The following is an 18510-nucleotide window of genomic DNA, read 5'->3' as shown; positions in this document are numbered from 1 at the left end:
CGAAAGGAAGCGGGCGATGGCGACCATGACGGACGTGGCGCGGAGCGCCGGTGTCTCGGTCGCGACCGTCTCGCACGTCCTGAACGGCACCCGGCCGGTGCTCCCGCACACGCGCCAGGCGGTCCTGGACGCCGTGGAGGAGCTCGGCTACACCCCGAACACCCTGGCCCGCTCGCTGGTCACCTCCCGCACCCGCTCGATCGGGCTCGCGGTGTCGGCGATCAGCAACCCGTACTTCACCGAGATCCTCCAGGGGATCGAGGCGGCTGCCCTGGAGCGCGGCTACAGCCTGCTCATCGCCGACCCGCACGACGACCCGGAGCACGAGCGCAAGGTCGTCCAGCTGCTGCACGAGCGCCGGGTGGAAGGCCTGATCGTCGCGCCTTCCGCGCATCCGCGCGAACTCCTCGCCTACCTCGGGCGCCACCGGGTGCCGGCCGTGTTCCTCGACCGGGTGGTCGAGGACCCGGAGGGCGGCGGTCCGCGCTTCGACCAGGTCTGCGCCGAGAGCGCGCAGCCCGTGGCCCGCCTGGTCACGCACCTCGCCGGGCTCGGCCACCGCCGGATCGCCCTGGTGGCGGGGCTGCCGGGGCTCAGCACCACGTCCGAGCGGATCACCGGGTACCGGCACGGTCTCGCGGACGCGGGGCTGCCGTTCGACGAGCGGCTCCTGGTGCACGGCGACTCCGAGTCGGCCGGCGCCGAACGGGCCGCCGGTGCCCTGCTGTCCCTCGGCGCTCCCCCGACCGCGCTGGTCACCGCCAACAACGCCATGACCATCGGCACGCTGCGCGCCCTGCGCGCCCACGGCCTCTCGGTGCCCGAGGACATCGCGCTGTGCTGCTTCGACGACTTCGCCTGGGCGGACCTGTTCTCGCCCCGGCTGACCGCGATCGCCCAGCCCGGCAAGGAGATCGGCGCCCGGGCCGTCCAGGTGCTCCTGGACCGTCTCGCCGCGCCGGACCGACCCGCGCGGACGGTACGGCTCGCCTGCACCTTCGTGCACCGCACCTCCTGCGGCTGCCCGGACCGGCCGGAGCAGCACGCCCGGCCCCCGCAGCCGCCGCAAACACAGCGGCCCGGGCAGAAGACCCGGCAGCCCGAGAACCAGCAGCCCGAGAAAGGGAACCCCTCGTGATCGTCGTAGCCGGTGAGGCACTGATCGACCTGGTACCGCGGGGCGCGGGCGCGCTCGCGGCACTGACGCCGGCACTCGGCGGCGGCCCCTTCAACACGGCGGTGGCGCTGGGCCGCCTCGGCTCCCCCGCCGCGTTCTGCTCCCGGGTGTCCCGCGACGCCTTCGGCGAGGCTCTGCTGGGCCGGCTGCGCGAGACCGGTGTGGCGGTCTCGGCGGTGCAGCGGGGCGACGAACCGACGACGCTCGCCGTCGCCACGGTCGGCGCGGACGGCTCCGCGGTCTACTCGTTCTACGTGGAGGGGACCGCGGACCGGCTGTTCACGGCACCCCGGGTGTTGCCGCCCGGCACCCGCGCGGTGTCCTTCGGCACCTGCTCGCTCGTGCTGGAGCCGGGGGCGAGCGCGTACGAGGAGCTGATGCGCGCCGCTCACGCGCGCGGCGTGTTCACGACGCTGGATCCCAACATCCGGCCGGGGCTGATTCCGGACGCCGACGCCTACCGGGCCCGGTTCGAGAGGTGGCTGCCGTCGGTGTCGCTGCTGAAGCTGTCGGAGGAGGACGCCCGGTGGCTCGGCGGCACCCCCGAGGAGTGGCTGGCGGCCGGTCCGGCGGCGGTCGTGGTCACCCGGGGCGGTGACGGGCTGACCGCCTTCACCCGGGACGGCGGTGAGCACTCCGTGCCGGGTGAGCCGGTCGAGGTGGTGGACACGATCGGCGCGGGCGACACGGTCAACGCGGCGCTGCTGCACGGCCTGGCGACCCGGGACGCGCTCGGTGAGCGGGAGATGTCCGCTCTGGGCGCGGACGGATGGGGGGGCGTGCTCGGTTTCGCGGCCCGCGCGGCGGCGATCACCTGCTCACGCGCGGGCGCGGAACCCCCGTACGCCCACGAGCTGGCGGGCTGAGCGCACTGCCCGAGCCGTCGGGCCGAGCCTTCGCGCGGTGCCCCGCGGGACGCTCCCGCGGGGCACCGCGCGGGAGCGTCCCGCGGGATCAGGCCTTGGCCGCCCGGGGCGTCGCCTTGGCGCCGGTCTTGGCGGTCGCCGCGGTCTTGCGGGTGGTGGCCTGGGCGGCGGCCGTCTTCTTCGCCGCGGTCTTCGCCGCCGTCTTGCGGGGGGCGGGCACCGAGGCGGCGTCGCTGATCCGGTTCGCTCCCAGGACGTCGCGGAGGAACTTGCCGGTGTGGCTGGTCGAGACGGCCGCGACCTGCTCGGGGGTGCCCTCCGCGACGACCAGGCCGCCACCGGCGCCGCCCTCGGGGCCCATGTCGACGACCCAGTCGGCGGTCTTGATCACGTCGAGGTTGTGCTCGATGACGATGACCGTGTTGCCCTTGTCGACCAGACCGGAGAGGACCGCCAGCAGCTTGCTGATGTCCTCGAAGTGCAGGCCCGTGGTCGGCTCGTCCAGGACGTAGACCGTGCGGCCGGTGGAGCGCTTCTGCAGCTCGCTCGCGAGCTTGACCCGCTGTGCCTCACCGCCGGACAGGGTGGTGGCGGCCTGGCCGAGCCGGACGTACCCGAGACCGACGTCGTGGAGCGTCTTCATGTGGCGGGAGATCGCCGGGACGGCCTCGAAGAAGTGCATGGCCTCTTCGATCGGCATGTTCAGGACGTCGGCGACGGACTTGCCCTTGTAGTGGACCTCCAGGGTCTCCCGGTTGTAGCGGGCGCCGTGGCAGACCTCGCACGGGACGTACACGTCCGGGAGGAAGTTCATCTCGATCTTGATGGTGCCGTCGCCCGCGCAGTTCTCGCAGCGCCCGCCCTTGACGTTGAAGGAGAAGCGGCCGGGCAGGTAGCCGCGGACCTTGGCCTCGGCCGTCTCGGCGAACAGCTTGCGGACGTGGTCGAAGACACCGGTGTACGTGGCCGGGTTGGAGCGCGGGGTGCGGCCGATGGGCGACTGGTCGACGTGCACGACCTTGTCGACGAGGTCGTCGCCGTCCACCCGCGTGTGCCGGCCGGGGACGCTGCGGGCGCCGTTCAGCTCGCGGGCCAGGTGGGTGTACAGGATGTCGTTGACCAGGGTGGACTTGCCGGAGCCGGAGACTCCGGTGACCGCGGTGAAGACCCCCAGGGGGAAGGACACGTCGATGTCCCGCAGGTTGTTCTCGCGGGCGCCGTGCACCGTGAGCCGGCGTGCCGGGTCCTGCGGGCGGCGGACCTCCGGCAGCGGGATGGCCTTCTTGCCGGACAGGTACTGGCCGGTCTGCGACTCCGCGTTGTCCAGCAGTTCCTTCAGTGCGCCGCTGTGCACGACCCTGCCGCCGTGCTCGCCGGCTCCCGGACCGATGTCGACGATCCAGTCGGCGACCTTGATGGTGTCCTCGTCGTGCTCGACGACGATGAGCGTGTTGCCCATGTCGCGCAGCCTGACCAGGGTCTCGATCAGCCGGTGGTTGTCGCGCTGGTGCAGGCCGATGGACGGCTCGTCGAGGACGTACAGGACGCCCACCAGGCCGGAGCCGATCTGGGTGGCCAGGCGGATGCGTTGGGCCTCGCCGCCGGAGAGCGTGCCCGCGGCGCGGTTCAGCGAGAGGTAGTCGAGGCCGACGTCGACCAGGAAGCGCAGCCGCTCGTTGACCTCCTTCAGCACGCGCTCGGCGATCTTCTTGTCGCGGGCGGTGAGCTTGAGGGCGCCGAGGAAGTCCGCGCACTCGCTGATCGACATGGCCGAGACCTCGGCGATCGACTTCTCCATGACGGTGACGGCGAGAACGATGGGCTTGAGGCGGGTGCCCGCGCAGGAGGGGCAGGCCACCTCGCGCATGTAGCCCTCGAAGCGCTCGCGGCTGGCGTCGCTCTCGGCCTCGCTGTGCCGGCGCTTGACGAAGGGGACGGCGCCCTCGAAGGCCGTCGTGTACCGGCGCTCCCTCCCGTACCGGTTGCGGTAGCGGACCTCGACCTGGGTCTTGTGGCCGTTGAGCAGGGCCTTCTTCGCGCGCTGCGGCAGACCGGCGAAGGGGATGTCCGTGCGGAAGCCCAGCGCCTCGGCGAGGGCGCCGATCAGACGGGCGAAGTAGTCCTTGGTGTGGCCGTGCGACCAGGGGTGGATGGCGCCCTCGTCGAGGCTCTTCTCCTCGTCGGGGACGATCAGCTCCGGGTCGACCTCCATGCGCGTGCCGATGCCGGTGCACTCGGGGCAGGCGCCGAAGGGCGAGTTGAAGGAGAAGGAGCGGGGCTCCAGCTCCTCGAAGGACAGGTCGTCGTACGGGCAGTACAGGTGCTCGGAGAACATGCGCTCGCGCTCGGGGTCGTCCTCCGGGAGGTCGACGAAGTCGAGCACGACCATGCCGCCGGACAGGCCGAGCGCGGTCTCGACGGAGTCGGTGAGCCGGCGCTTGGCGCTGTCCTTCACCGTGAGGCGGTCGACGACCACCTCGATGGTGTGCTTCTCCTGCTTCTTCAGCGTGGGCGGCCGGGAGAGCTGGACGGTCTCGCCGTCCACCCGCGCGCGGGAGTAGCCCTTGGTCTGGAGGTCGGCGAAGAGGTCGACGAACTCGCCCTTGCGCTCGCGCACCAGCGGGGAGAGCACCTGGAACCGGCTGCCCTCCGGCAGCTCCAGCACCCGGTCGACGATGGCCTGCGGCGACTGGCGCGAGATGGGCCGGGCGCACTCGGGGCAGTGCGGCTTGCCGATGCGCGCGAAGAGCAGCCGCAGGTAGTCGTAGACCTCGGTGATGGTGCCGACCGTGGAGCGCGGGTTGCGCGAGGTCGACTTCTGGTCGATGGAGACCGCCGGGGACAGGCCCTCGATGAAGTCGACGTCCGGCTTGTCCATCTGGCCGAGGAACTGCCGGGCGTACGAGGAGAGCGACTCCACGTAGCGCCGCTGGCCCTCGGCGAAGATCGTGTCGAAGGCCAGCGAGGACTTGCCCGACCCCGACAGGCCCGTGAAGACGATGAGCGAGTCGCGGGGGAGGTCGAGCGAGACGTTCTTCAGGTTGTGCTCGCGCGCTCCACGGACGATGAGACGGTCGGCCACGCCGGTCCGCACCTTTCTTGAGAGAAGTGACAGGGGCGGGACCCCCGTGCTTTCTCACACTAGGGCGAGCCACTGACAACGCCGGTCGGATTCACGGGTTGACAACAATCCCCGGCTCTCCAGCATGCCCGACGCCGGATACGAGTTTATAGCACGTGTATTCGATTTCCGGCCTTTCTGCGCCGCCTTCACCCGAAGGTGTGACGGGACTAGGGTCGATCCCATGACCGATCACGCTCATGACCTGGCATCCGTCCATGACGCGACCGAGCGGCTGCTCGACGCGGTCGGCACCCTGGACAACGCCGCTGTGACCCAGTCGTCACGGCTTCCCGGCTGGACACGTGGCCATGTGCTGGCCCACCTGGCCCGCAACGCGGACGCCCTCGTGAACGTCCTGGAGGGGCGTCCGATGTACGCCTCCGCCGAGGCCCGGGAGGCCGACATCGAGCGGGACGCCCCGCGCCCCCTCGACGTCCAGCTCGCGGACGTGCGGGAGACCGGGGCCCGCTTCCAGGAGGTGGGCGCGGCGCCTGCGGACTGGTCACGCACCGTGGCACTGCGCAACGGGGTCACGGACCGGGCGGCCCGGGTACCGTTCCGGCGCCTGATCGAGGTGGAGCTCCACCACGTGGACCTCGGCATCGGCTACGAGCTGGAGGATCTTTCGGCGGAGTTCACCGAACGGGAGATCCGCTTCCTGGTGGCACGGTTCAAGGGCCACCGGGACGTGCCCACGACGCGGCTGACCACCGATGACGGCCGGACCTGGACCACCGGCGGCGGGGCGCCGGACGGCCCGGTCGAGGTCGAGGTGGAGGGCCCGGCCGCCGACCTGCTCGGCTGGCTCGCCGGACGCCGCGACGGTTCCGGACTGACGGTGAAGAACGGCACGCTGCCCGCCCTTCCTCCGCTATAGGCTGACCGTCATGACCTACAGCGGGCAGGTGACGGTCGGCGGGCCGGCCGATGTGCACGAACTCAAGGACCTGATGATCACCAAGGTCGCGGTCGGGCCCATGGACAACAACGCCTATCTCCTGCGTTGCCGGGCCACCGACGAGCAGCTGCTGATCGACGCGGCCAACGACGCGGACACCCTGCTGGGCTCGATCGGTGACGACGGCATCGCGTCCGTCGTCACCACCCACCGGCACGGCGACCACTGGCAGGCGCTCGCCCGGGTCGTGGCGGCCACCGGCGCGCGCACCCACGCGGGCCGGGACGACGCCGAGGGCATCCCGGTGCCGACGGACGTCCTGGTCGACGACGGCGACACGATCCGGGTGGGGCGGGTGGAGCTCACCGCGCGCCATCTCGTCGGTCACACGCCCGGCTCGATCGCCCTCGTCTACGACGATCCGCACGGGCATCCCCATGTGTTCACGGGGGACTGCCTGTTCCCGGGCGGTGTGGGCAACACCCACCAGGATCCGAAGGCGTTCGCCAGCCTGATCCACGACGTGGAGACCAAGATCTTCGACGTGCTCCCGGACGAGACCTGGGTCTACCCCGGACACGGCGACGACACCACGCTGGGCGCGGAACGTCCGCAGCTGCCGGAGTGGCGCGCCCGGGGCTGGTGAGCGCCCCCGGGCGCGCGGCGGACGCCGGTACGGGTTGCGCGGGGCCGGCGCGGGTGAGGCACGCCCTCCGGGCGATCGGGGCTCTTACGCCTGCGCCCTGCCCGGGCCGGCCAGCGCCGCGATGCGCTCCACGGCGAACGCATAGCCCTGCACCCCGCACCCCGCGATGACCCCGTCGGCCCGCAGCGAGACGTAGGAGTGGTGCCGGAAGGACTCGCGCCGGTGGATGTTGGAGATGTGGACCTCCACCACGGGCAGGCCGTCACAGGTGTTGAGGGCGTCGAGGATCGCGACGGAGGTGTGCGAGTAGGCACCGGGGTTGATCACGATGCCGCAGTGGTTCAGCCGCGCCTCGTGGATCCAGTCCACCAGCTGGCCCTCGTGGTTGGACTGCCGCAGATCCACCGTGCCCCCGTGCCTGCCCGCCGCCTCGGCGCACAGCGCCTCGACGTCGGTGAGCGTCTCGGAGCCGTAGATCTCCGGCTGACGCTGCCCGAGCAGGTTCAGATTGGGGCCGTTGAGAATCATGATCGGGGCGTCGGCCAGGTTGCGGGGCACAGTTCCTCCGGTCCGTTCGAAAGGTTCACCATGCGGGGGCATGGAGCCGGTCGCAACGGCCGGTTGCCACCGGAACGTTGCTCGGACCGGTCTATCACGGTGCTCCGAGCGTGTGCCGGGCCCCGGGGGCGGACGGAACCGCTTCCGGGCGGGGTGCGCCCGCGCGGGTGCCGCGGGGCGCACGCCCGCCCGGAGGCGGTTCTGCGATCGGTGTCACGGGTTGAGCGCCAGTTCGAGATAGGCGGCGAGGATCACCAGGTGCACCCCGCCCTGGAGCGGTGTGGCCCGGCCGGGGCGTACGGTCAGGGCGCCGACCATCACGGTCAGGGCGAGCAGCACCATATGCGTGTTGCCGAGGCCCAGAACGAGCGGACCGGAGAGCCAGAAGGACGCGATCGCGACCGCGGGGATGCTCAGTCCGATACTGGCCATCGCCGAACCGAGTGCGAGGTTGACGCTGGTCTGCACGCGGTTGCGCTGCGCGGCCCGCACGGCCGCGATGGTCTCGGGAAGCAGGACCAACAGCGCGATGATCACACCGACGACGGCGTGGGGCAGCCCGGCAGCCGATACACCGGACTCGATGGCGGGCGAGACTCCTTTGGCCAGGCCGACCACCCCGACCAGGGCCAGGCCGAGCAGTCCGAGGCTGATCAGCGCGGTGCGGTTGGAGGGCGCGTCGGCGTGCTCGTCCTCGTCCTCGACCTTCGTGACCGGCATGCCCTGCCTGCCCAGCTTCTGTACGGGCAGGAAGTAGTCACGATGTCGAACGGTCTGGGTGGCGACGAACAAGCCGTAGAGGATCAGTGAGGTGACCGCGGCGAAGGTGAGTTGCACCGCGGAGAACTCCGGCCCGGGCTTGCTGGTGGTGAACGTCGGCAGCACGAGGGTGAGTCCCGCCAGCGTCGCCACGGTGGCGAGCGCCGCGCCGGCGCCTTCCGGGTTGAAGACGGCCGTGCCGTGGCGCAGTGAGCCGACCAGAAGACTCAGGCCGAGGATGCCGTTACAGGTGATCATCACGGCTGCGAAGACGGTGTCCCTGGCCAGGGACGCGGTCTCGGGCCCCCCGTCGATCATCAAGGTGACGATCAGCGCGACCTCGATGATCGTGACGGCGACCGCGAGGACCAGTGAACCGAAGGGTTCACCGACCCGGTGGGCCACCACCTCCGCGTGGTGCACGGCGGCCAGCACCGCTGCCGCCAGCACGACGACCGCCACGGCGACGACCGCTCCGGGCAGTTCGCGTCCCCAGGTGAACAGCAGGAGCACCACGGCGAGCACCGGCATGACGGTCGTCCACCGGCTCGTCAGCCCTTTGACCCACCTGTTCATGAAGCGAGGCTCTCGGAAAGGGATGAGCGCCGCACTCCGGTCTCTCCGAGCTCTGACGACCCGCTCCTCGCATCGGCCGCTTTGACGTTCCTTGTCGTACTGGGGTGGTCGTTGTCGCGCATGATCTCCTCTACAGCTGGAGGAATGGTCGGTGACGGGCGGCAGCGAGTGGGGCCGCGTTCCCTTCCGCTGAGGTTTCCTGTCGTGATCCGGCGGGAGACAGGCAGACACCGGGAGCGGTGCTCGGCTGTGGGCCGTGCCCCGCTCCCGGAAATTTCCTGTCCGGTCACGGACTGGGTCAGACGTCGATGCTGCTCTTGTCGGCGGAGCCCTCGGCCTGGGCCTGCTTCCTGGAGGCCCGCAGGCTGGTGATCGTGGTGACGACCAGGACGGAGACGATCACGCCCAGCGACACCGGGATGCTGATCACGGGGACGTGTACCCCGGACTCGTGCAGCGCGTGCAGCACCAGCTTCACACCGATGAAGCCGAGGATGATCGACAGGCCGTAGGCCAGGTGGACCAGCTTGCTCAGCAGGCCGCCGAGGAGGAAGTACAGCTGCCTGAGGCCCATCAGGGCGAACGCGTTCGCGGTGAAGACGATGTACGGGTCCTGGGTCAGGCCGAAGATCGCAGGGATCGAGTCGAGCGCGAAGAGCACGTCGGTGGTACCGATGGCGAGCATCACGACCAGCATCGGGGTCATGACCCGCTTGCCGTTCTGCTCGATCCACAGCTTGGTGCCGTGGTACCGGTCGGCCACGCCGAACCGGCGCTCGGCGGCCTTGAGGAGCTTGTTCTCCTCGAACTCCTCCTCCTCTTCGGGAGCGCGGGCCTCCTTGATGAGCTTCCACGCGGTCCAGATGAGGAAGGCGCCGAAGATGTAGAAGATCCACGAGAAGTTGGCGATGATCGCGGCGCCCGCGGCGATGAAGCCGGCCCGCAGTACCAGGGCTATGAGCACACCGACGAGGAGCACCCGTTGCTGGTACTGCGAGGGCACCGCGAATTTCGTCATGATCAGGACGAAGACGAAGAGGTTGTCGACGCTCAGCGACTTCTCGGTGATGAAGCCGGCGAAGAACTCACCGGCGGGCTGGCCGCCGCCGAAGACCAGCAGGCCGAGCCCGAAGATCACGGCCAGGACGATCCAGACGATGGTCCAGATCCCGGCTTCCTTGATCGATACGTCGTGCGGCTTGCGGCCGATGAAGAAATCGACCGAGATGAGGGCGGCAAGGCCCACGATGGTCAGGACCCACAGGGTCAGGGAAACATCCACTACGCCTCCGGCAGATACGTCTCACGGCAAAAGTCAGCGTCGTCGCTGCCGGAGGTCTCTTCCACCCGGGCTCCGGCACTCGAAAGCAGCACCGGACAACACCTCGGGCCGACGCCCCGGGATCAGGCCTGATCCGTATTGACGAGGTCGCCGCACAGGCAGGGAGTACTCCCCTCCGTGCGGAAAACCTTACCCTCATGACCAAGGATTGGTAAAGAGGTGGGTAAAAGAAAGACCAAAGCGCCAGATAGGACGTGGTGCCATGAAAACTCGTCCCAAAGGGCGGGACACGCCCGGCCGACCGGACCGGGGCGCGGTCACGGCCCCCAGGCGCGGCGGGCCTCGGCGACCAGGGTGAGCACCTGCTGGAGGATCTGGCTGCCGGGCGGCACCAGTGGGGGCTCGTACGTCCAGGCGTGCCCGACCCAGGGGTCGGCCAGGTGGCTGTCGGCGACCGGGGTCAGCCGCAGCAGCGCACGCCACAGCGGGTCGAGCAGCGGGCCGTAGCCGGCGGACTCCTCGCGGTCGGCCACCATCATCAGGTGGACGCCGACGGACGGGCCCTCGTCGGCGAGGTACCGCAGCTGGTTCACGGCACGGTCGTCGAAGCCGTGCGGGAAGTCGTTGACGATCAGCAGTTGCTGGGAGGTGTCGAAGCCGGGCGGCAGCGAGTCGGCCGCTCCCCCGCGCAGTGCCATCTGCACCAGGTCGACCCGCTGGGTGAGCCGGCTCAGGACCTCCGCGACGCCCGCGGCGCCCTGGGCGGGCGGGGCCGCCAGTACACCCGCCCGCGTCAGCGGTGCCAGCGGCTGCGCTCCCGATCCGGCCGCATCGATGACGTGCACGGTGAACTCGCCCGCCGGATGGACGGCGAGCAGCCTGGCCGCGTGGGACACGGCCGTCTCCACGGCGAGGCGTCGCATGTCATGGGGGTCGGTGAACGACCCGTCCGGCGCGTCGGCCCGTCCGCTGTCGATCCACAGACCGCGTTCCAGCGGCAGCCGGAGCAGCATCGGGATGCGGAGGCGGTCGGCCTCGGGCAGCCGGAGGTCGCCCAGGCGCAGCGCCATGGGGATCTCCATCGGCACCCGGTAGGCGTGCCAGACGGGGTTGTCCCAGCGCGCGTAGGCCGGCGGGAGCGCGGGTTCGACCACGTCGGCCTCGGCGACGAGCTGGGCGAGGTCCCGGTCGAAGGCCTCCCTCGCCTGGTCGACGAGCTGGTCCTGCCGTGCCCTGGCCGCCTCGCGCGCTGCGTCGCCCTGGCTCCCGATCCGGCTGCGCGGGTCGGCCAGGACCTGTTCCAGTTCCTTGTCCATGCGTGACTCGGCGAAGTCGACGGCGCTGCGGTAGGCGGCGGTGGTGCGGGCCAGGTCCTCGAACATGCCCCAGACCTGGTTGTAGAGGCGCTCGTCCATGGACCAGCCGGTCGCGTCACCGGCGACGGGCCGGGCGGGCTGTCCCGGCCGGGCCGGGGGCGCGGCCGGCGGGGGCGGCGGCGGAGCGGTGTTCCGCCGGCGGGGGTGGCTGTAGTCGATCGGGCCGCCGGTGGTCGCGGTGGACGGGTCGGCGGCTCCCCCGGGGTACGCCGGCTGCGGTCCGTCCTGTCCCGGCGGACCGGCCGGCCGGCCGCCGTACGCGGGCGGCGCGGGGTCGGGGGTGTCCTGTGGTGCGGTGCCGGCGCCCTGGTCGGGGCGGTGGGCCGGGGCGGCCGTCTGCCGGGGACGGTCGCCGTCGGACGGACGGGACGGGGGTGCCTGCACGGAGCGGGCGAGGCCCCGCGCGACCGCTTCGTCGATGTCGCCCGCGAGCTGCCGCGCCTGGGGCAGGCCCTGGTCGGTGAAGAGTTCGGCCAGGCCCCCGGCGTAGCCCTGTCCGACCGCACGGACCTTCCAGGCGCCCTGGCGCCGGTAGAGCTCCAGGGCGACGACGGCCGACTCGGCGTCCAGGCCGGTGACGGTGTAGCTGGCCGCTTCGGTGCCGTCCAGCCCGGTGACCGCGACGAAGGGGGCGGCGACGGCGCCGAAGCGGGCGGGGCCCCGGCTGTCGGCCGCGGCGGGCAGGGCGAGCAGCACGCTGACGCGGTGCACCGTGTCCGCCAGCGCGTCCAGGTCCACCGCGAGCCGGTGGTCGGCCGCGGCCTGCCGCGACACCTCCAGGCCGGGCCGGGTGGGCGCGCCCGGGTGGGCCACCCATTCCACTCCGTGGATCCGGCCGGTCTCGTCGCCGAGCGCGGCCGCGGTCACGATCGGCGTACCGGCCGAGACCCGGATCTCGAGACGGGACTGGGAGAGCGGGTGGTTCTGCCCCCGCACCAGCTCAGCCGTCATTGCCCTCGTCCCCCTGTGTCCCGTGGTGCGGTGTCGCGTGCGGTGCCGGTCAGAGCACCGGCAGGATCGACGGCATCAGGTCCTGGAAGGTGCGGCCGTTGGCCGGGTTGCCGAGGGCCGTCATCGTCCAGCCCGTGCCCGAGCGGTGCACCTTCGCCATGAGCTGGGCCGTGTAGGCGCCGCCGCCGGCCAGCGTGTAGCGGGCCAGTTCCTGGCCGTTGGTCTCGTCGACGAGCCGGCAGAACGCGTTCTGCACCTCCTGGAAGGTCTGGCCCGTGAAGGAGTTCACGGTGAAGACGATCTGGTCGATGTGGACCGGGACACGGGACAGGTCGACGAGGATGGCCTCGTCGTCGCCGCCCTGGCCGACGCCGCCGACGAGGTTGTCGCCGGTGTGGCGCACGGAGCCGTCGTCGCTCACCAGGTGGCGGAAGAAGACGACGTCGACCGGCTGCTTGTCGGCGAACAGAACGGCGGAGGCGTCCAGGTCGATCTCCCGGGTACGCGAGCCGAACAGGCCGCGGCGGGGGGCCGCCTGCCAGCCGAGACCCATGCGGACCGCGGTCAGGCTGCCGCCGTCGTTCTTCTGCAGGCTGATGGCCTGACCCTTGGTCATGTTGACGGTCACGCGCTGATTCCCCTCTCGGACTTCCCCTGTTGCCGCGGAACCGCGGTTGCCCAGAACCCTACGCAGGGGCACTGACGGTGATGTACCCCGGTCCGCACTTTGTGTCGGTCTTGCAACACAGTCCGTACGGGGCGGAGAACCGCACGGGCCCGGCGCCGGCGTGCGGCGCCGTCAGGACAGGCCGGCCTCCCGCATCTGGCGCAGTTCCTTCTTCATCTCGGAGACCTCGTCGCGCAGCCGGGCCGCGATCTCGAACTGGAGGTCGGCGGCGGCTGCCCGCATCCGCGAGGTCAGCTCCTCGATCTGTTCGGCGAGTTCGGCCGCGGGGCGGTCGGTGGGCACCGGCTCGGCGCCCTTGACCCCGCCCTTCGTGCTCTTCGTGCCCTTGGCGGCCTTGCCGAGCGCGGGCACGGGCGCCTTGGCCGCGCCACCGTCCTTCTTGGTCTTGCGGTAGCCGGAGTCGAGCAGCTGCTCGGTGTCGATGTCCTCGCGGGCGATCTGCGCGACGATGTCGTTGATCTTCTTGCGGAGCGGCTGGGGGTCGATGCCGTTGGCCTGGTTGTAGGCGACCTGCTTCTCCCGGCGGCGGTTGGTCTCGTCGATGGCCCTCTCCATCGCTGGGGTGATCTTGTCGGCGTACATGTGGACCTGGCCGGAGACGTTGCGCGCGGCCCGGCCGATGGTCTGGATCAGGGAGGTGCCGGAGCGCAGGAAGCCCTCCTTGTCGGCGTCGAGGATCGCCACCAGGGACACCTCGGGCAGGTCGAGGCCCTCCCGCAGCAGGTTGATGCCGACGAGGACGTCGTACTCGCCGCTGCGCAGCTCCCGCAGCAGCTCGACCCGGCGCAGGGTGTCGACGTCGCTGTGGAGATAGCGCACCTGGATGCCGAGTTCGAGGAAGTAGTCGGTGAGGTCCTCGGCCATCTTCTTGGTGAGCGTGGTGACCAGGACGCGTTCGTCCTTCTCCACGCGCGCGCGGATCTCGTGCACCAGGTCGTCGATCTGGCCCTCGGTGGGCTTGACGACGACCTCCGGGTCGACCAGGCCGGTGGGGCGGATGATCTGCTCGACGAATCCGTCCGAGCGGGAGAGCTCGTACGGGCCGGGGGTGGCCGACAGGTACACCGCCTGGTCGATGCGCTCCTGGAACTCCTCCCACTTCAGCGGGCGGTTGTCCAGGGCGGAGGGGAGCCGGAAGCCGTGGTCGACGAGGGTGCGCTTGCGTGAGGCGTCCCCCTCGTACATGGCGCCGATCTGCGGCACGGTGACATGCGACTCGTCGATGACCAGGAGGAAGTCCTCCGGGAAGTAGTCCATCAGGGTGTTCGGCGGGGAGCCGGGCAGGCGTCCGTCGAAATGCATCGAGTAGTTCTCGACGCCGGAGCAGCTGCCGATCTGGCGGAGCATCTCGAGGTCGTAGGTGGTGCGCATCCGCAGACGCTGGGCCTCCAGGAGCTTGCCCTGCTTCTCCAGCTCGGCCAGGCGCCCGGTGAGCTCCTTCTCGATGTCGTTCACGGCCCGCTCCATGCGTTCGGGGCCGGCGACGTAGTGGGAGGCGGGGAAGACGTACAGCTGCTGGTCGTCGCTGATGATCTCGCCGGTGACCGGGTGGAGCGTGGAGAGCGCCTCGATCTCGTCGCCGAACATCTCGATGCGGACGGCGAGCTCCTCGTAGACCGGGAAGATCTCGACGGTGTCGCCGCGGACGCGGAAGGTGCCGCGGGTGAAGGCCAGGTCGTTGCGTGTGTACTGGATGTCCACGAAGCGGCGCAGCAGCTCGTCCCGGTCGAACTCCTCGCCGACGCGGAGCGGCACCATGCGGTCGACGTACTCCTGCGGGGTGCCGAGGCCGTAGATGCAGGAGACGGAGGCGACCACGACGACGTCGCGGCGGGTGAGCAGGGAGTTGGTCGCGGAGTGGCGCAGCCGCTCGACCTCCTCGTTGATCGAGGAGTCCTTCTCGATGTAGGTGTCCGACTGCGGGACGTACGCCTCGGGCTGGTAGTAGTCGTAGTACGAGACGAAGTACTCGACCGCGTTGTTCGGCAGCAGTTCGCGGAACTCGTTGGCCAGCTGGGCGGCCAGCGTCTTGTTCGGTGCCATCACCAGGGTGGGGCGCTGGAGCTTCTCGATCATCCACGCGGTGGTGGCGGACTTGCCGGTGCCGGTCGCGCCCAGGAGGACGACGTCCTTCTCACCGGCTTCGATGCGCCGGGCGAGGTCGGCGATGGCCGCCGGCTGGTCGCCGCTGGGCTGGTAGGGGCTGACGACCTCGAAGGGCGCCACCGTGCGTTCGATCTGGGAAACGGGCCGCATGTCACCCACCGTACGACCCGGCACTGACAACAGGTCCCGGCCGGGCCCGGTGGAGGACTGCGGTCAGCGCTTCTGCGGGGTGCGGGAGCGGTGCTCGACGGGGCCGCGGGCCCGCGGCCGAAGGCGGGTCGGGAGGGAGGAGGAGTGGTGGTGATGCCGGTGGTCCCGGTGGTGGGCGGGGACGCCGGGCCTGTGCTCGGCGGGGGCCGGGCCGGGCCTCCCTCTGATCATCAGCGGGTCGAAGATCACCACGACACCGGCCAGGACGAGGAGGACGAGCGGGCCGAGCATCATGGGCGCGAGCAGCGCGGCCGCGGACTCCCCCTCGGCGGGGGCGGCCGTTCCGTGGACGTGGACCTCCAGGGCGGCCATGCCGGTGTAGTGCATGCCGGTGACCGCGAGACCCATGACGAGACTCGCGCCCACGCTCCACAGGAGGCCTCTGGCCTGTCCGGCCGCCCACAGGGCGGCGGTGGCGGCGACCATGGCGATGGCGACGGACCCGGCGACGGTGAGCGTGTCGTACTCCAGTGTTCCGTCGAGGCTCATGCCGGCCATGCCCAGGTAGTGCATGGAGGCGATACCGAGGCCGGTGATGGTGCCCCCAGTGAACAGCGGCGTCCCGGTCGCGCCCCGGTAGCCGACGATGAAGATCCCGATGCCCACCATGACGAGGGCGACGCCCAGGCTGGCGAGCGTCGTCACACGGTCGTAGTGGATGGGCGTTCCCTCGATCGTGAAGCCCGTCATCGCGATGAAGTGCATCGTCCATATACCGGAGGCGATGGCCGCCGCGCCCAGGGCGAGCCAGCCGGGGCGCCAGGACCGGGCCACGACGAGGGGCCTGATGGCGCACCGCAGACCCAGGGCGCCGCCGAGGCAGGCCATGAGGAAGGCCACCACCGGTGTGACCACGCCGTAGCTGAATCCGTCGACCGTGCTCTGCATGCGCGGCTGCCCTTTCCCACCGTTTGCGTCCCGGAATCGTGTGTCGTGAACCCCCTCCCAGGACCGCTCGGCGGCCAGGGTTGACGCAGAGAGTATGACTGCCACCGGAATGGTCGAACGATTATCCGGGCAAAGAAACACACTCTTTTCCCACTTGTGCGGCTCCAGTGCGCGGAGTTGGGGCAAGACCGTTCAATCCGCGGCCATCCCGCACCCGCCCCGCGTTGACCTTCTGCTGCCAGAGTTGCACTGTCCGTGTTGCTTGGGATGCCCTGTGTGACCGACATGCCCCGCATCTTCCGCATGTTCGAAAAGTCCTTACCGCTCGACGCGAGGAGTCCGCATGCACATGCGCGCCGTTGTCGCCTCGACCACCGCGCTCCTGGGAGCCACCGCTCTCCTGCTTCCCCTCTCCCCCGCGCCCGCGCGCGCCGCCGACGGTGGCACGCCGCCCGTGGTGGTCGCCCACCGGGGCGCCTCCGGATACGCGCCCGAGAACACCCTGGCAGCCGTCGACGAGGCCGCCGCGCTCGGCATCGACTGGGTGGAGAACGACGTCCAGCGCACCAAGGACGGTGAGCTCGTCGTCCTGCACGACGACAGCCTGGCGCGCACCACGAACGTCGAGACGGTCTTCCCCGGCCGGTCGCCGTGGAAGGTGAAGGACTTCACCGCCGCGGAGGTCGCCCGCCTCGACGCGGGCAGCTGGTTCGGCCCCGCGTACGCGGGCGTGCGCGTGCCGACGCTGGAGCAGTTCGTGCGGCATGTGGAGCGGCACGACCAGAAGCTGCTGCTGGAGCTCAAGAGCCCGGAGCTGTATCCCGGCATCGAGCAGGAGACCCTGAAGGTCCTGAGCAACGAGGGCTGGCTCGACCGCGCACACCTGAGCGACCGGCTGGTCGTGCAGAGCTTCAGTGCGGACAGCGTGCGGACCGTCCACGAGCTGAAGCCCGGGGTGAAGACCGGTGTCATCGGTGCGCCCCCGGTGAGCGACCTGCCCGCGTACGCGGAGTTCGCCGACCAGATCAACCCCCGGCACACGTCGCTGTCCGGCGCTTACGTCGCGGCGGTCCAGGCCTTCCGCGGGCCGCACGACAAACCGCTGGAGGTCCTCACCTGGACCGTGGACGACGCGGCGGCGGCCCGGCGGGTCGCGGGATTCGGGGTCGACGGGATCATCAGCAACAAACCCGACGTGGTGCGGGACGCGGTGGACGGCTGGCATCTGACGGCCGCCGGCTGACGGCTGACGGCCCACCGCACGGGGCCGCTCTTCGCGGGTCTTCGCGGTTCTTCGCGCCCGGCGTTGTCAGTGGCGGGTCGTACGGTGGGGCGCATGGACAGCCATGGGCAGTACGAGCAGCGGGTCGTGTGGGCGGTCGTCGGCACCGTCATCGGCCCGCTGCTGCTGGCCGCGACCCGTGAGGGCCTGGTCAACGTCGTGTTCCACGCCACCGACGAGGTGCGCGACGCCGCGCTGGAGCGGCTGGCGTCCCGGCTCGGCACCGAGCCCGCCGAGGACGCCGACTCCCCGCTGCTGGCCGAGGCGATACGCCAGGTCGAGGCGTACTTCTCGGGCGAGATCCATGACTTCGACCTGCCGCTGGACTGGTCGCTGGTCTCGGGGGACTCGGGCTTCAACCGCGAGGTGCTGCGGGAACTGGCCTCCGGGGTTCCGTACGGCACGGTCGTCGGGTACGGCGATCTGGCAGGGCGGGCCGGCCGGCCCGGCGGCGCCCAGGCCGTCGGCATGGCGATGGGCGCCAATCCGCTGCCGGTGGTCGTGCCCTGCCACCGGGTGGTGGAGAGCGACGGCGGCATCGGCGGGTTCGGCGGCGGGGTGGAGACCAAGCGCCGACTGCTCGCGTTGGAGGGTGTGCTGCCCGAGCCGCTCTTCTGACCTCTGGCGGGCGCGCCGGTCGGGGCGGTCCGCGTCAGTCGTGTCAGTCCGCGTCAGTTCGCGTCAGTCATAGTGTCGCGCTTCGAGCACGTTGCCGTCGGGGTCGCGGAAGTAGAAGCTGCGCCTGGCCGGGCCGCGCGCCCCGAAGGAGTCGTGCGAGAAGTCCGTCACCGGTACGGAGCGTTCCTCGAGGCGGCCGCGCAGTGCCTCGAAGCCGTCGGCGGGCAGGGACAGACAGACGTGGTTGACGGGGTGGCCGGAGCTGTCGGCCGCGCCGGGGAGCATCGTCATCCGTTCCGCCATGGTGAGGGGCATGAGGTCGAGGAGGGTCTCCTCGTTGACCCGTACCGAGGGGAAGGGCGCCTCGCCCGCGGCGAAGTCGGTGACCCTGACCGGTGCCAGGCCGACCGCCTCCTCGTAGAAGCCGGCGGCGGCGATCGGGTCGCGCACCCAGAGGACGACGTGGTCGAGACGTGCCGTGCTGTCCGTCATGGTTCCCAGGCTC

Annotated in this window: 15 protein-coding genes; 6 read left to right on the top strand and 9 right to left on the bottom strand. The window is 70.8% G+C overall.

The window, feature by feature from the left end:
• The first annotated feature begins 16 nt into the window (after positions 1-16).
• Together ACTWJ9_RS25810 and ACTWJ9_RS25805 are read left to right on the top strand one after the other, a co-directional pair.
• A complete protein-coding gene (locus ACTWJ9_RS25810) occupies positions 17-1138 on the top strand; it encodes a LacI family DNA-binding transcriptional regulator (protein WP_279336656.1) in 1122 nt (373 codons plus the stop codon).
• Positions 1135-2043 carry a carbohydrate kinase family protein gene (locus ACTWJ9_RS25805; protein ID WP_279336655.1) on the top strand — a complete coding sequence of 303 codons (909 nt, stop codon included), beginning with the start codon at positions 1135-1137 and terminating at the stop codon, positions 2041-2043. Before ACTWJ9_RS25810 ends, ACTWJ9_RS25805 begins: the two co-directional genes overlap by 4 nt.
• An 88-nt stretch (positions 2044-2131) precedes the next feature.
• Here the strand turns inward: ACTWJ9_RS25805 and uvrA are convergent, their stop codons facing one another.
• Positions 2132-5125 (bottom strand): excinuclease ABC subunit UvrA, encoded by a 2994-nt coding sequence (uvrA, locus tag ACTWJ9_RS25800; protein WP_388701674.1) that lies wholly within the window; start codon positions 5123-5125, stop codon positions 2132-2134.
• Between the two features lie 223 nt (positions 5126-5348).
• On the opposite strand from uvrA, the gene ACTWJ9_RS25795 reads away from it, so the two are divergent.
• Both ACTWJ9_RS25795 and ACTWJ9_RS25790 read left to right on the top strand, forming a co-directional pair.
• The gene (locus ACTWJ9_RS25795) at positions 5349-6044 is read left to right on the top strand and encodes a maleylpyruvate isomerase family mycothiol-dependent enzyme (protein WP_279336653.1); all 696 of its coding nucleotides are present in this window, start codon (positions 5349-5351) and stop codon (positions 6042-6044) included.
• Positions 6045-6054: 10 nt separating this feature from the next.
• The gene (locus ACTWJ9_RS25790; protein ID WP_387036291.1) at positions 6055-6711 is read left to right on the top strand and encodes an MBL fold metallo-hydrolase; all 657 of its coding nucleotides are present in this window, start codon (positions 6055-6057) and stop codon (positions 6709-6711) included.
• 84 nt (positions 6712-6795) lie between these two features.
• On the opposite strand, the gene aroQ is transcribed toward ACTWJ9_RS25790, so the two are convergent.
• The 7 genes from aroQ to ACTWJ9_RS25755 form a co-directional block, all read right to left on the bottom strand.
• Positions 6796-7269, bottom strand: a complete 474-nt coding sequence (aroQ, locus tag ACTWJ9_RS25785) for a type II 3-dehydroquinate dehydratase (protein ID WP_202278708.1) — start codon at positions 7267-7269, stop codon at positions 6796-6798.
• Between the two features lie 213 nt (positions 7270-7482).
• Positions 7483-8604, bottom strand: a complete 1122-nt coding sequence (locus ACTWJ9_RS25780; RefSeq protein ID WP_279336651.1) for a calcium:proton antiporter — start codon at positions 8602-8604, stop codon at positions 7483-7485.
• Between the two features lie 298 nt (positions 8605-8902).
• A complete protein-coding gene (locus ACTWJ9_RS25775; RefSeq protein ID WP_384200186.1) occupies positions 8903-9886 on the bottom strand; it encodes a TerC/Alx family metal homeostasis membrane protein in 984 nt (327 codons plus the stop codon).
• 317 nt (positions 9887-10203) lie between these two features.
• Positions 10204-12213 (bottom strand): TerD family protein, encoded by a 2010-nt coding sequence (locus ACTWJ9_RS25770; protein WP_387036288.1) that lies wholly within the window; start codon positions 12211-12213, stop codon positions 10204-10206.
• A 49-nt stretch (positions 12214-12262) separates the two neighbouring features.
• Complete coding sequence (locus ACTWJ9_RS25765; RefSeq protein ID WP_055597847.1) at positions 12263-12841, bottom strand: TerD family protein; 579 nt, start codon at positions 12839-12841, stop codon at positions 12263-12265.
• 171 nt (positions 12842-13012) lie between these two features.
• Positions 13013-15157 (bottom strand): excinuclease ABC subunit UvrB, encoded by a 2145-nt coding sequence (gene uvrB / locus ACTWJ9_RS25760; RefSeq protein WP_279336648.1) that lies wholly within the window; start codon positions 15155-15157, stop codon positions 13013-13015.
• A 63-nt stretch (positions 15158-15220) separates the two neighbouring features.
• The gene (locus ACTWJ9_RS25755; RefSeq protein ID WP_279336647.1) at positions 15221-16105 is read right to left on the bottom strand and encodes an MHYT domain-containing protein; all 885 of its coding nucleotides are present in this window, start codon (positions 16103-16105) and stop codon (positions 15221-15223) included.
• 343 nt (positions 16106-16448) lie between these two features.
• Here ACTWJ9_RS25755 and ACTWJ9_RS25750 point away from each other — a divergent pair, with 343 nt between their 5' ends.
• Positions 16449-17348 carry a glycerophosphodiester phosphodiesterase gene (locus tag ACTWJ9_RS25750; protein WP_279336646.1) on the top strand — a complete coding sequence of 300 codons (900 nt, stop codon included), beginning with the start codon at positions 16449-16451 and terminating at the stop codon, positions 17346-17348.
• Positions 17349-17441: 93 nt separating this feature from the next.
• The gene (locus ACTWJ9_RS25745; RefSeq protein WP_279336645.1) at positions 17442-18005 is read left to right on the top strand and encodes a methylated-DNA--[protein]-cysteine S-methyltransferase; all 564 of its coding nucleotides are present in this window, start codon (positions 17442-17444) and stop codon (positions 18003-18005) included.
• A gap of 63 nt (positions 18006-18068) precedes the next feature.
• On the opposite strand, the gene ACTWJ9_RS25740 is transcribed toward ACTWJ9_RS25745, so the two are convergent.
• Complete coding sequence (locus ACTWJ9_RS25740) at positions 18069-18497, bottom strand: VOC family protein (RefSeq protein WP_279336644.1); 429 nt, start codon at positions 18495-18497, stop codon at positions 18069-18071.
• Positions 18498-18510: the final 13 nt, after the last annotated feature.

It is taken from the genome of Streptomyces sp. GDS52, from assembly GCF_052246875.1.
In the GTDB taxonomy this organism is placed as follows: Bacteria; Actinomycetota; Actinomycetes; order Streptomycetales; family Streptomycetaceae; genus Streptomyces; species Streptomyces cathayae.
Note: the sequence above shows the minus strand (reverse complement) of the source record. Positions and strands in the feature narration are given on the sequence as shown.